This window comes from Amycolatopsis sp. 2-15 (assembly GCF_030285625.1).
In the GTDB taxonomy this organism is placed as follows: domain Bacteria; phylum Actinomycetota; class Actinomycetes; order Mycobacteriales; family Pseudonocardiaceae; genus Amycolatopsis; species Amycolatopsis carbonis.
In genome coordinates this window covers 3,926,872-3,939,744 of sequence record NZ_CP127294.1, presented here as the reverse complement: position 1 = coordinate 3,939,744, position 12,873 = coordinate 3,926,872, and the positions used below count along the sequence as shown (strand labels likewise).

13 protein-coding genes are annotated in these 12,873 nt (G+C 70.5%); 10 read left to right on the top strand and 3 right to left on the bottom strand.

The window, feature by feature from the left end:
• Positions 1-6: 6 nt before the first annotated feature.
• From QRX50_RS19590 to QRX50_RS19570, 5 genes are all read left to right on the top strand, one after another.
• The gene (locus tag QRX50_RS19590; RefSeq protein ID WP_285973387.1) at positions 7-264 is read left to right on the top strand and encodes a hypothetical protein; all 258 of its coding nucleotides are present in this window, start codon (positions 7-9) and stop codon (positions 262-264) included.
• The gene (locus QRX50_RS19585) at positions 258-1,496 is read left to right on the top strand and encodes a Rieske 2Fe-2S domain-containing protein (RefSeq protein ID WP_285973386.1); all 1,239 of its coding nucleotides are present in this window, start codon (positions 258-260) and stop codon (positions 1,494-1,496) included. The genes QRX50_RS19590 and QRX50_RS19585 overlap by 7 nt, the downstream gene beginning before the upstream one ends.
• Positions 1,497-1,576: 80 nt before the next feature.
• Positions 1,577-2,539 carry a PDR/VanB family oxidoreductase gene (locus QRX50_RS19580; RefSeq protein ID WP_285973385.1) on the top strand — a complete coding sequence of 321 codons (963 nt, stop codon included), beginning with the start codon at positions 1,577-1,579 and terminating at the stop codon, positions 2,537-2,539.
• Between the two features lie 136 nt (positions 2,540-2,675).
• A complete protein-coding gene (locus tag QRX50_RS19575; protein ID WP_285973384.1) occupies positions 2,676-3,938 on the top strand; it encodes a GAF domain-containing sensor histidine kinase in 1,263 nt (420 codons plus the stop codon).
• A gap of 5 nt (positions 3,939-3,943) precedes the next feature.
• Positions 3,944-4,618, top strand: a complete 675-nt coding sequence (locus QRX50_RS19570) for a response regulator (RefSeq protein ID WP_353074158.1) — start codon at positions 3,944-3,946, stop codon at positions 4,616-4,618.
• A gap of 24 nt (positions 4,619-4,642) precedes the next feature.
• Here QRX50_RS19570 and QRX50_RS19565 read toward each other — a convergent pair whose 3' ends face one another.
• Positions 4,643-5,320, bottom strand: coding sequence for an SDR family oxidoreductase (locus tag QRX50_RS19565; protein WP_285973382.1), 678 nt, complete (start codon positions 5,318-5,320; stop codon positions 4,643-4,645).
• A 355-nt stretch (positions 5,321-5,675) separates the two neighbouring features.
• Here QRX50_RS19565 and QRX50_RS19560 point away from each other — a divergent pair, with 355 nt between their 5' ends.
• Both QRX50_RS19560 and QRX50_RS19555 read left to right on the top strand, forming a co-directional pair.
• Positions 5,676-6,443 carry a GAF and ANTAR domain-containing protein gene (locus QRX50_RS19560; protein ID WP_285973381.1) on the top strand — a complete coding sequence of 256 codons (768 nt, stop codon included), beginning with the start codon at positions 5,676-5,678 and terminating at the stop codon, positions 6,441-6,443.
• 60 nt (positions 6,444-6,503) lie between these two features.
• Positions 6,504-7,372 (top strand): IS5 family transposase gene (locus QRX50_RS19555; protein WP_285973380.1). Its coding sequence is split into 2 segments (ribosomal slippage): positions 6,504-6,878 and positions 6,881-7,372, totalling 867 coding nucleotides; the frame shifts between segments, so codons are not numbered across the junction.
• Positions 7,373-7,387: 15 nt separating this feature from the next.
• Here QRX50_RS19555 and QRX50_RS19550 read toward each other — a convergent pair.
• Both QRX50_RS19550 and QRX50_RS19545 read right to left on the bottom strand, forming a co-directional pair.
• Positions 7,388-8,125: a GAF and ANTAR domain-containing protein gene (locus QRX50_RS19550; RefSeq protein WP_285973379.1), complete on the bottom strand. Its 738-nt coding sequence runs from the start codon at positions 8,123-8,125 to the stop codon at positions 7,388-7,390.
• A gap of 25 nt (positions 8,126-8,150) precedes the next feature.
• Positions 8,151-8,882, bottom strand: a complete 732-nt coding sequence (locus QRX50_RS19545) for a GAF and ANTAR domain-containing protein (RefSeq protein WP_285973378.1) — start codon at positions 8,880-8,882, stop codon at positions 8,151-8,153.
• 189 nt (positions 8,883-9,071) lie between these two features.
• Here QRX50_RS19545 and QRX50_RS19540 point away from each other — a divergent pair, with 189 nt between their 5' ends.
• The 3 genes from QRX50_RS19540 (at position 9,072) to tkt (ending at position 12,846) form a co-directional block, all read left to right on the top strand.
• Positions 9,072-10,151, top strand: coding sequence for a fatty acid desaturase family protein (locus QRX50_RS19540; protein WP_285973377.1), 1,080 nt, complete (start codon positions 9,072-9,074; stop codon positions 10,149-10,151).
• Entirely contained in the window at positions 10,148-10,579 is a 432-nt protein-coding gene (locus QRX50_RS19535; RefSeq protein ID WP_285973376.1) for a DUF5994 family protein, read from the top strand. Before QRX50_RS19540 ends, QRX50_RS19535 begins: the two co-directional genes overlap by 4 nt.
• Positions 10,580-10,644: 65 nt before the next feature.
• The gene (gene tkt / locus QRX50_RS19530; RefSeq protein WP_285973375.1) at positions 10,645-12,846 is read left to right on the top strand and encodes a transketolase; all 2,202 of its coding nucleotides are present in this window, start codon (positions 10,645-10,647) and stop codon (positions 12,844-12,846) included.
• Positions 12,847-12,873: the final 27 nt, after the last annotated feature.

Below are 12,873 nucleotides of genomic sequence, written 5' to 3'. Positions count from 1 at the left end.
CGCACAATGACATCGATCGTCCATCTCCTGGATGGTGCGTGCACCGCGATCCTCGACGGTTACCACGACGGGCGGAAACACCCGGCGGAGCTGCACGTCAGCGATTCCGCGTTCGCGACCATCTCCCGGCTGAAGCAGGTCGAGGTGTCCCGCGGTAACCCGCTCATGCTGCTCGACCTCGTGGTGGTGGCCGACCCCTCGCTCCGAGGCGAGGCGACAACGGTGACGTGGCAGCGCAATCCAGGACAGGAGCAACAATGTTGACGTCGGAGGAAAACGAATACCTGTGCCGGGTCGGACCGGGCACGGCGATGGGGGCGCTGCTGCGCCGGTACTGGCTGCCGATCTGCCTTTCGAGCGACGTGGCCGAACCGGACTCGCCCCCGCGGAAGTTCCGGGTGGTGGGTGAAGACTTCGTCGTCTTCCGCGATTCCTCCGGCACCGTCGGGGTGCTGGACGAGAAGTGCATGCACCGCGGTGCCTCGCTGGCCATCGGACGCGTCGAGGACTGCGGGATCCGCTGCTTGTACCACGGGTGGAAGTTCGGGGCCGACGGATCGATCCACGAAACGCCCAACCTGCCGGACTCCCGCTTCCGCAAGCGGTTGCGCGCGCCGGCGCACCCGGTCCACGAGGCCGGCCAGATCGTGTGGGTGTACCTGGGCCCGGCGGACAAGCAACCACCCCCGCCCAGCTACGTGTGGATGAACGTGCCACCGGAGAACCTGGTCACCACGAAGATGGTGCTGCGCGGCTCCTTCATCCAGGGCGTCGAAGGGGAGATCGACTCATCCCACGTCGGCCTCCTGCACCAGACCGAGGTCGCGCTGGCCCGGACCGGCACCTACGACCCGGACGGCATCGGGCGCGACCGCTTCCCCACGACCGACGACGCTCCGCTGCTCGAGGTCGAGGACACGGCGTTCGGCTTCCACTACGCCGCGATCCGCAAGCTCAAGGGCGACCAGGAGGGCAAGTCCTACGTCCGGGTCACCCCGTTCATCATGCCCTTCCAGGCGCTGATCCCCCCGATGAACCTCGGCTTCCTGTACGTGCCGATCGACGACACCCACACCTGCACGTACGTGGTCACCGGCGATCCGGAGAAGCCCCTCGACAAGGCCGAGTGGCTGCACTGGCGCAGTCTCGAGGACGTCCAGGCGCCCGACTACCTCCTGAGCCCGGTCCAGGACCGGGAGGCCATGGCGGCGGGCACGTCGTTCTCGGGCGTTCCCGGGCTCATCCCCCAGGACGCCCTGGTCACGGACTCGATGGACGACATCGTCGACCGGTCGAAGGAGCACCTGGTCGCGGCCGACGTGGCCGTGGTGCGGATGCGCCGGCTGCTGATCGAGGCCGCGCGCCGCCTCGAAGCCGGCGAAGACCCGGTGGGCCTGGACGGCTCCGTCGACTGGGCGAAGTACACCGCGGGCTCCGGAGTGATCCCCGAGGGAACTCCCTGGCAGACCTTGGTGCCCGGCAACACCGCCACCTGACCCGTTCCGCGGCCGGGCCGGCGGGTTCCTGCCCGGCCCGGCCGCGCGCCCTGCGAAAAATCGATGTGAAGGTGACCCCGATGAACGCGACAGCTCAGGAGACCGAGCTCGACCTCGTGGTGCGCAAGCGGACCGCGCTCACCCCCGAGGTGGCCGAGCTGGTGCTCGCGAGTGCTGCCGGCGGTGAGCTCCCCGCTTGGGAACCGGGCAGCCATGTGGACCTCATCCTCCGGGAAGGACTCGTCCGGCAGTACTCGCTGTGCGGTGACCCCGGCGAGCGGGACGTCTGGCGGCTCGCGGTGCTGCGCGAACGAGAGAGCCGCGGTGGGTCCCGGCACGTGCACGACGAGCTGACCGACGGCTCACCAGTGCGGGTCCGCGGTCCGCGCAACAACTTCCCGCTGTTGCCGGCCGCGCGGTACCGGTTCGTCGCCGGTGGGATCGGCATCACGCCGATCGTGCCGATGATCGCCGCCGCCGAGAAGGCCGGCGCGCGGTGGCAACTGCTGTACGGGGGCCGCACCCGCCGGTCGATGGCCTTCGCCGAACAGCTCACACAGGCCTACGGCGACAAGGTGATCCTGTGCCCGGAGGACGAACTCGGCCGGCTCGACCTGGACAGCTGGCTCGCCGAGCCGCGCGACGACACCCTCGTCTACTGCTGCGGGCCGGAACCGCTCCTGCTCGCCGCCGAAGCGCGTTGTGCGGCTTGGCGTGCTGGCTCCCTGCGGCTCGAGCGGTTCGTGCCTCGCGCCGCACCCGCGTCAGCCGAAGAGGCCACGTTCGAGGTCGAGCTCACGGTGAGTGGTCTCACCGTGACGGTCCCACCCGGCAAGTCCGTCCTGAAGGCGGTGGAGGAAGCCGGTGTGCGGGTGCGCTATTCCTGTGAGCAAGGCACCTGCGGGACCTGCGAAACCGAGGTCGTGGCCGGCACGCCGGAGCACCGGGATTCCCTGCTCGACGAGGAAGAACGAGCGGAGGGGAAGACGATGATGATCTGCGTTTCGCGGGCGGCGTGCCCGCGGCTGGTGCTCGCGCTGTGATGCTGGTCCTGCCGCGCGGATCCGGTGCGGAGAAAGCGGTTTCGCGCCCACTCCTCGTGTAGCGTCGGGTGCACGACAACGCCGTGGTACGGATGAGGTTTGACCGTGGATCCTTCGCTCAAAAAACCGGATCGGCATGGCCACTGAAGAGGATCTCCGGGCGCTGGCCCGGGTGGCGGCGAGCCTGGCCGAATCGGACTCGTTCGCGCAGACGCTGGCCGCCCTGGCCACGGAAATCCGCCGTTCCGTCGGCTTGGCCGCGGTGCACCTGAGGCTCAGCGACCCGGCCGGCCGTGAGAAGCCCCTCGGCGCTCTCGCCGGGCTTCCCGGAAGCGCGGAGGAGCTGAGTGATCGGATCGCCGAGTGCCAAGCGCTCGGTGCCGAACTGGTCTCGCTCAGCGCGATGGCACAACGGCGGCCCGTCGTCGTGGCCGGGCGCTGGAACACTTTCACCCGCGATCCGTTGTGGCGGCCCCTTCGGGCGGTCCACGCGGCGACCACCTGGGAGACTTTCGTGGCCGCACCGCTGCTCTCGCGCGACGGCGTCGTCGGGTACCTGAGTGCCTTCTACCCACCGGGCCGTGAACCCGATCCCGATGACCTGTCGTTCCTCGCCGCGGTGGTGGACCAGGCGGCGGTGACCATCGACCACGCCGGCATGATCGTCGACGGGCGAGAGCAGGCCGCTGTGAGGGAGCGCCGCAAATTGGCACGCGATCTGCACGACTCCATCGTGCAGGACATGTTCTCCTTGTCCATGCACGCCCGCGCCATCGGTTTGGCGAGCAAGGCACCCGACGCGGAGGCGGCCGCCAAGATCCGCTCCGACGCCGCCCAAGTCGTGGACTTGTCGTACTCGGTGATGAAAACCTTGCGGTCCATGGTCGCGGAGCTGCGCGCGCCGGAGCTCGACGAGCGGTCGCTCGTCGCGTCCACAAGGGAATGGGTGACCGAAGCGAGCAGCGGCACCGGCCTCGACGTCAAAGTCGTCGACGAGGTGGGTGAACCCGCGCTGCTGCCGGACCAACGTGAGGACGTGTGGTATCTGGTGCGGGAGATGTTCCACAACGTGGTCAAACACGCGAGGGCCCGCCACGCGGTGGTGCGTTTCACCCAGCGCCGTGACGAAGACGCGCGCACCTTCCTCATCGTGGAAGTCTCCGACGACGGCGTGGGTTTCGAGGAACGGGCCCACCGTCCGGGCCACATAGGACTGAACTCGATGAGCGAACGGGCCGGCCGGCTCGGCGGCACGCTCACCATCCTGACCGGCCCCGGAGAGGGCGCTCTCGTCCGGCTCGAGTTCTGCACCGAGGTGTCGCAGGTGTCGCCGAACTCCGCCGACCGGGTCGACATCGACTGGCGGCCCCGCGACGACTTCCCGGGCGGCACCCGTTGAGTACCGTGCCCGCCGAGGCGATCCGATTGATGCTCGTCGACGACCACGCGGTCGTGCGCGCCGGGCTGCGCTCCTACCTCAGCGAGGTCCCGGGCCTCGAAGTCGTGGCCGAGGCGGCGAACGGGTCGGCCGCCCTGGACCTCCTGGCCGAGCTGGCCGGCGAAGGACAAGCTCCCGACGTGATCCTGATGGACCTGGTCATGCCCGGCATCGACGGCATCCAGACGAGCTTGCGCATCTCGCAGCGCCATCCCTCGGTCAAGGTCCTGATCATGACCAGTTACAGCGAGCGGGAACAGGTCAAGGGCTCGCTCGAAGCCGGAGTGTCGGGGTACCTCCTCAAGGACGCCGACTCCGACGAGGTCGTCTCGGCCGTCCACGCCGCTCTGCGGGGCGAGCTGTACCTGGACGCGGCCGTCACGCGCGGGCTGACCGAGCCCGCGGAGCAGACTTCGCGCTCCCTCGATGTCCTGACGTCGAGGGAGCGCGAGGTGCTGAGCCTCATCGCTTCGGGACAGTCGAACCGGCAGATCGCGACCCGGCTCGGGATCACCGAGCGCACCGCGCGCACCCATGTGAGCAACCTGCTGGGGAAGCTCGCGGTCACATCGCGGACGCAGGCCGCCTTGCTCGCCGTGCGGGCCGGCCTGGCAACGGAAAACAGCGGTCCGGTTGCCTGACGGCCCGTCGACACCACTCCACGATCAGAGCGCGACGCCGAGATTTTCCTTGGCCCGTCGGCTCTTCTCGTCGGCGATGATCTCGTTGGCACCGGCGGCGACACCGTCGAGCCCGGCCTTCGCCACGGCGGCCGGGTCCACTTTGTCCTCCGGCGCGACGTAGTCGGCCATGTCGGTGGCCATGTAGCCGACGTGCAGCGACGCGACGTGGATCCCCTTGGGCCTGAGCTCCTCGCGCAGCACGTTGCTCATCGCCCAGGAGGCGCTCTTGGCCGCGCAGTACGCGCCGTACGCCGAGACGTGCACCCAGCTGAGCACCGAGAGGATGTTGAGCACCGCACCCCCGCCGTTGCGCTCGATCACCGGCGCGAACGCGCGAGTGGCCGCGAGCGTGCCGAAGTAGTGGGTCTCCATCTCGAGCCGGATGTTGTCGAACGAGCCGTCGATCAGTGCGGTGTGCGTTGAAATACCCGCGTTGTTGATGAGGAAAGTCGCGTCGGACGCGAGCGCCGCCGCTTCCCCGATCGACGCCTGGTCGGTGAGGTCGAGCCTGAGCGGCACAGCTCCGGCGAGCTCGACGGCCTCCGGACGGCGCGCGGCGGCGTATACCTTCGCGCCGCGCTCGATGAGCTGCTCGGCGAACCGCAGGCCGAGGCCACGGTTGCCACCGGTCACAACGGCCACGGTTTTCGTGAAGTCCACGACTTCCCTCTCTGGTGTGGGTCTGTTCCTGTTGCCGGACGGAGGATGTGTGCGGCCGCGGTGCCCCGGAGTTCCAGCCCGAGCTTCGTCACCGTATCCTATTGAGAACGATCGGTGCAAATAGCGCGGTGCCGCCGAGCCGAGATCCGCCCGGAGACGATCGACGGCCGTACGTCCGCTCTCTTGTGGACACTGTTTTCGACGGCCTCACCACGCGCTGAGCCCGTCAGCGCCCGGGCGTTCCGGCGCGGAATCGCCCGCGGCGGGCGCGCTGCTCGGTGGTCCGCCGGGCAGTCCGCGCGTACCCTGGCAGGCTTCCTGGTGCCTGGACCTCGCCGGAGACAGGAGCAGAGCCATGGACGACCACTCCGACCCGGCCGCCCGCCCCCTGGCCGACCGGGAACAGCGGCTCGCCCGCGCGTTCGTCGCCCTTGCCGACACGCTTGCCGCCGATTTCGATGTCGTCGACTTCCTCGGGATGCTCACCGGGCAGGTCGTCGACCTGGTCGACGTCGCCGCGGCGGGGGTGGTCCTCCGCGGCGCGCACGACCGGCTGGAGGTGGTGGCGACGTCGTCGCACCGGGCGGAGCTGCTCGAGCTGTTCGCGGTGCAGTCCGGCGCCGGCCCGTGCGTCGACTGCGTCCGCTCGGGCGAACCGGTTTCGAGCCCGGACCTGCAGGCCTCGGCCCGCCGTTGGCCTCGGTTCGCCGCCGCGGCGCGCGATTGCGGGTTCCGCTCCGCCCACGCGCTGCCGATGCGGCTGCGCGAACAGGTCCTCGGGGGACTGACGCTGCTGGGCACCGAGCCGCGCGGCATAGGAGCCGACGACCTCGCTCTGGCGCAGGCCCTGGCCGACGTGGCGACGATCGGGATCCTTCAGCAGCGCACCATCGAACACGGGGACCAGCTCTCCGCCCAGCTGCGGACCGCGTTGGACAGCCGGGTGCTGATCGAGCAGGCCAAGGGCATGCTGGCCGAACACGGCCGGGTGTCGATGGCCGAGGCGTTCGGCCACCTGCGCGGCTACGCGCGGGCCCACCAGCGCCGGCTCACGGAACTCTCGGCCGAGGTCGTCGACGGCAGAGCCGACCTCGGCCTCGTCCTGCGCCGGCCCCCTGCCTGACGGTGCCGCCTAGGGCGTGTCCTGTAAGTGGTTGACCTGGGTGTCTGGTAACTATGCGCGGTGGTTGGTCGTGGTGAGTTGACGGACAAGGCGTGGGCGGTGATCGAGCCGTTGCTGCCGCCGCAGCAGGGCGGCGGCCGGCGGTGGCGGGATCACCGCCAAGTCATCAACGCGATCCTGTGGAAACTGCGCACCGGCGCCCCGTGGCGCGACCTGCCCGAACGCTACGGACCCTGGAAGACCGCGCATGAACGGCTGCGGTTGTGGACCAAGGACGGCACGTGGAGCCGGATCCTCGATCACGTCATCGTGAAAGACGACGCCGTCGGCGACCTCGAATGGGTCGTCTCGGTCGACTCGAGTGTTGTCCGGGCGCACCAGCACTCCGCCGGCGCCCGGAAAAAGGGGGATGCGCAGACGAAGTGGAAGCCCTCGTCATCGAAGGGGAAAGACTCGGGCGGTCCCGCGGAGGACTGAGCACGAAGATCCACCTCGCGGTCGAAGGACGTGGCCTGCCGATACGGATCCTGCTCACCCCGGGCCAGGCGGGAGACAATCCGCAACTGCTGCCACTGCTGGACGGCATCCGCGTCGCCCACGATGGCCCTGGACGTCCGCGGTGCCGGCCGGAGACGGTGATCGCGGACAAGGCCTACTCGCATCCCTCGACCCGCGAGGCGATGCAGATCCGGCGGATCAGGTTCATCAGCCCGGAACGCGACGACCAGATCGCCCGCCGCAAGGCCAAAGGCTCCCGCGGCGGGCGACCACCGGCATTCGATGCCGAGGTCTACAAGCAGCGCAACGTGGTCGAACGCTGCTTCAACCGGCTCAAACAGTTCCGAGACCTCGCCACCCGCTACGCCAAACGCGCCGCCTACTACCAAGCCGAACTCACCATCGCCGCCATCGTGCTCTGGCTTCGATGACTTACAGGACAGCTCCTAGCCGCGGGCGAAGACGTCGGCGGGACTGACGGTGCCGTCGGCGAGGTCACGCGCGACTTCGGACAGCCCGCGTTCCTGGTCGTGGGCGTAGCGGCGCAGCGCGGTGAAGGCCTCGTGCATGTCGACGCCACCGTGCTCGGCCAGCACGCCCTTGGCCTGCTCGATCACGGCGCGCCGCCGCAGCGTGGCTTCGAGCTCCTCCGCCAGCAGCTCCGCGCGCGAGGCGGCCCGGTTGTGCAGGATCCCGATCGTGGCCACGTCGGCCAGCGCCTGGCCGACGGCGATGGTGTTGTCGTCGGGGTCGACCGGTGCCTGTTTCAGCAGGGTCAACGCGCCGACGGTCTGCTCCCGAAGCCGCATCGGCACGGCGGAGGCCGCGCGGAAACCGGCGTCGAGAGCAGCCGGGGCGAACCGCGGCCAGCGCCGCAGCGCGGCTTCGGTGGCGAGGTCGCCGCTGCGGACCGGCCGTCCCTCGGCGACGCAGTCGAAGCACGGTCCTTGCCGGGCCTGCACGGCGAACAGTTCGACCAGATCCGCCCGCTCGGACGAGCCGGCGGCGGGCCGCCAGCCTCCGCGCTGATCGGAGAGGATCACGCTCGCCGCGTCGACCTCGAGCAACTCGACACTGCGCTCGGTCAGCGCGGCCAGGAAATCCAGCACGTCGAAGCCGACGACAAGGGTGTCGGCCAGGGCAACGAAGGTGCGGGCCAGCCGCTGGTCTGGGGTCGCGCTCATACAACACGCCTTTCTTCGCTGGTCATCATGCGGGTTTCTCCTCATCGGTGAACCGCAGCGTTCGGGCCACGACCTGGCGGGCGACGTGGCTCAGCGTCGCCCCTTCGGCGAACGCGTGGCCGCGCAGCCGCAGCAGGGCCGCGTCGGCGGTGACCCCGAGCTGGACCTTCACCATCCCCACCGCCTGGTGGATCTCGATGTGGGAATCGGCCAGCCACGACAGATCGCTGACGGCGTGCCCGTCGAGATGGCCGACGACCACCTGGGTGGCCACGTCGGCCAGCAGCAGGGCGTCGGCCAGCTGGCTCCGCGACAACGGACCCGCCTGGTCGCGGTAGAGGTCGAGCGAACCGAGCCGCACCACCCCCACCTGCAGCGGGAAGGAGAAAACTGCCGCGGCGCCGAGCCTCGCCGCGGCCGGGCCGAACGCGGGCCACCGAGCGCTCTCGGCGAGCAGATCGGGGACCAGGATCGGGCCGCCGGTGGCGTAGGCGTCCAGGCACGGGCCCTCGCCGACGGTGAACTGCAAGTCGTCCAGCCCGGCGCTCACGGTGTCACTGGCGTGCACCAGGCCACGGTGGCGCCCGGGACCCGCGCCGTTGCCATTGCCTTTGCCGTTTCCGAGTACTGTCGCACCGGCGCCGGACACTCCGAGCGTGCCCACGCACACGTCGCAGACCCGCTCGATGCGCGGGCCGACCGGCTCTCGGCCGACCTCGGCGAGCAGCCGGTGCAGCTGCCGCCGCCGATCGTCCATCACGGCACTCCCGTCTCGGCTCTCCCGCCGACCGATTGAGCCTATGCCGTGGCCGCGGTGGGCGCTCGGGCGTCCCGGGGTCGCCGGAGCGCCGCGCGTGTTTGGCCGGCCCGGATCGCGGTTATCCGGGCCGAGAGCCACCACGGCCGCCCCGGACCTGGCGACCCCACCCGTCCGGGAAGGACACCCATGCCGCCGCGCACCAATACGGCCTCGGCCGATGCCCTCTCACCGCTCACCTCGCCCGACGCGGGGGACCGCGACTACGTCGAACTCTCCCGCGAGATCCGCGCCGCCGGACTGCTGAAGCGCCGCAGGGGTTACTACGCCGTCAAGATCGGTCTCACTTTCCTGGCCTTCGCGGCGGGCTGCGCCGCCTTCGCGCTCATCGGGGACAACTGGTGGCAGCTCGCCACCGCGGTGTTCTTCGCCGTGCTGTCCACGCAGCTCGCCTTCCTCGGCCACGACGCCGGACACCAGCAGATCTTCCGCAGCCGTGCGGCCAACGACCGGCTGGGCCGGGTGCTCGGCGGGATCGTCGGCATCAGCTACCAGTGGTGGACCGGCAAGCACACGAGACACCACGCCCACCCCAACCACGAGGAGTCCGACCCCGACCTCGACATCCCCTTGCTGGCCTTCACCCGCGACCAGTCGCGCGACCGCCGCGGCCTGGTCCGCTGGACCGCGCGCAACCAGGCGATGCTGTTCTTCCCGCTTCTGCTGCTGGAAGGCCTGAGCCTGCACTGGGCCGCCGTCGAGGCCGTCCGGGACCCGGCCACGCCTCGCCGGCGCAGTGAAGCGCTCATCCAGCTGGTGTCCCTCGCGAGCTACCTGACCGCCGTGTTCCTCGTGCTGTCGCCGCCGGTCGCGATCGCGTTCATCGCCGTGCACCAGGGCCTGTGGGGTGTCTACATGGGATGCTCGTTCGCGCCGGGGCACAAGGGGATGCCGACCTACTCCGGCTCGGCCACCCCCGGGTTCCTGGCCCGGCAGGTGCTCACCAGCCGCAACGTGCGCGGCAGCCGCTGGGTCGACGGGCTGCTCGGCGGCCTCAACTACCAGATCGAGCACCACCTGTTCCCGACGATGCCGCGGCCCAACCTCCGCCGGGCCCAGCCGCTCGTGCGGGCGTTCTGCGCGTCCCACGGCATCGACTACGCCGAATGCGGGCTGGTGCGGTCCTACCGCTACGTCCTCGCGCACCTGCACGAGGTGAGCGCACCGTTGCGGTCACCCCGCCCGTCCGCCAGAGAGGTCTCGTCATGACATCACAAGAGCACGCACCGGACGCCGGCGTGCGGCTGGAACTGAAGCCGGCGGGCTCCGGCCCGCGGCCGACCGACGGGACGTGGTGGCCGCGTTCCCGCGACACCGCCACGGAGTTCCCCGCGCTGCTCGACGCGGTGCGCGACACCATCTCCCCCGTCGAGCGGATCACCTACCACCTGTCCGACGGCTGGGAGATCACGAACCGCAAGCTGTCCCGCGAGGGGAACCTCGTGCGCCTGGAGGGATTCCTCCACTCGCTGTCCGGCGGGAGCATCACGCTGACCGCCACCCAGGACCGGCGCCTCGTGCTACTCGTCGTGCCACCGGCGACGCCGGACGACACGGCGGCCGGCTACCTGCGCGCGGGCGCCGATCCGGAAGACCGGACGAGCATCGGCGAGTACTTCTCCACCACGGCGCACTGACCGTCCACTGCAGACATCCGGGGCGCACGGCACCCGGTCCCCCGACCCAGGAAGAACCTCACCCCATGACACGTTCGGCCACCACCCCCGTCCGCGATCCGTTGCTGGTCCCGCCCGTCGCGGTCGAGGCCGGCTGGACCGGCACCGACGTCCGCGCGGTGGACACGATCCGGGTGCTGGCCGCCGACGCCGTCCAGCGGGCCGGCAGCGGCCACCCCGGTACCGCGATGAGCCTGGCGCCGCTGGCGTACTTGCTTTTCCAGCAGGTGATGCGGCACGACCCGGCCGATGACCAGTGGCTCGGCCGGGACCGGTTCGTGCTGTCCTGCGGCCACTCGAGCCTGACGCTGTACCTGCAGCTGTACCTGAGTGGCTACGGACTGGAACTCGCCGACCTGGAAGCGCTGCGCACGTGGGACTCCGCGACGCCCGGGCACCCGGAGCACCGCCACACCCGCGGTGTGGAGATCACCACCGGCCCGCTCGGGCAGGGCTTCGCCAGTGCCGTGGGCATGGCGATCGCCGCCCGGCGGGAACGCGGGCTGCTCGACCCGGACGCCGCCGACGGCGAGAGCCCGTTCGACCACCACGTGTACGTCATCGCTTCCGACGGCGACCTGATGGAGGGCATCACCGCCGAGGCCGGATCGCTGGCCGGGCACCAGGAACTCGGGAACCTCGTGGCGTTCTACGACGCGAACCACATCTCCATCGAGGACGACACCGACATCTCCTTCAGCGAGGACGTCGCGGCTCGCTACGCCGCCTACGGCTGGCACGTCCAGTCCGTCGACTGGACCGGCTCCGGCCGCTACGTCGAGGACGTGGACGCGGTGCTCACCGCCGTCGAGGCGGCCAAGGCGGACACGGGCCGGCCGTCGCTCATCGTGCTGCGCACCGTCATCGGCTGGCCCGCGCCGACCAAGCAGAACACCGGCGCCGCACACGGTTCCGCCCTGGGTGCCGAGGAGGTCGCCGCCACCAAGACGCTGCTGGGTTTCGACCCCGAGCAGAGCTTCGCGGTGGAAGGCGAGGTGCTCGCGCACGCCCGCGAAGTCGGCGATCGCGGTCGCACCGCCCACGAACGCTGGCAACACGGCTACACACGCTGGCGCACCCGCAACCCGGACCGCGCCGCGTTGCTGGACCGGCTGCGGAACCAGGAGCTGCCCGATCGCTGGACCGACGCGTTGCCCACGTTTCCCGCGGACAGCAAGGGCATGGCCACGCGGAAGGCGTCCGGTCAGATCCTCACCGCCCTCGCCCCGGTGCTGCCTGAACTGTGGGGCGGCTCGGCGGACCTGGCCGTCAGCAACAACACCACGATGGAGGACGAGCCGTCGTTCATCCCGGAGGGCAAGCAGACCGCGCAGTGGCAGGGCGGCCCCTTCGGCCGCACTCTGCACTTCGGGATCCGCGAGCACGCCATGGCCGCCATCCTCAACGGCATCGCGCTGCAGAGCCTGACCCGCCCCTACGGCGGCACCTTCCTGGTTTTCAGCGACTACCAGCGCCCCGCGATCCGCCTGGCGGCGTTGATGAAGCTGCCCGTCACCCACGTGTGGACCCACGACTCGATCGGCCTGGGCGAAGACGGCCCGACGCACCAGCCTGTGGAGCACCTCGCCGCGCTGCGCGCGATCCCGGGCCTGGACGTGGTACGCCCGGGTGATGCGAACGAGACGGTCGTGTGCTGGCGGCGGATCCTGGAGAACCGGGACCGGCCCGCCGGGCTGGCGCTGACGCGGCAGAACGTTCCGGTGTTCGACCGCACCGGCGAACTGGCTCCGGCCGAAGGCGCCGCCCGCGGCGGATACGTCCTCGCCGACAGCCCGACCCCGGACGTGCTCGTGGTCGCCACTGGTTCGGAGGTCCAGATCGCCCTCGACGCCCGGAACCTGCTCGCCCGCGACGGGGTTTCGGCCCGGGTGGTGTCGATGCCGTGCCGCGAGTGGTTCACCGCGCAGGATCTGTCCTATCAGGACGAAGTGCTGCCGCCGTCGGTGCGGGCGCGGGTGAGTGTCGAGGCCGCGGTCGCCCAGGGCTGGCGTGACGTGGTGGGCGACGCGGGGCGGATCGTGTCGCTGGAGCACTTCGGCGCCTCCGCCGACTACCGGCGGCTCTACGACGAGTTCGGGATCACTCCCGCCGCCGTCGCGACCGCCGCGCACGACAGCCTGCGCGACGCGGCCGCCGAGCCTCGCCCCGGCGGAGTGCAGCAGGCGCAGGCCCCCACCACGGGCGGCACCGGCGATCGCCCCGCCTGACGAACCGCCCTGACATCCCCGCTTACG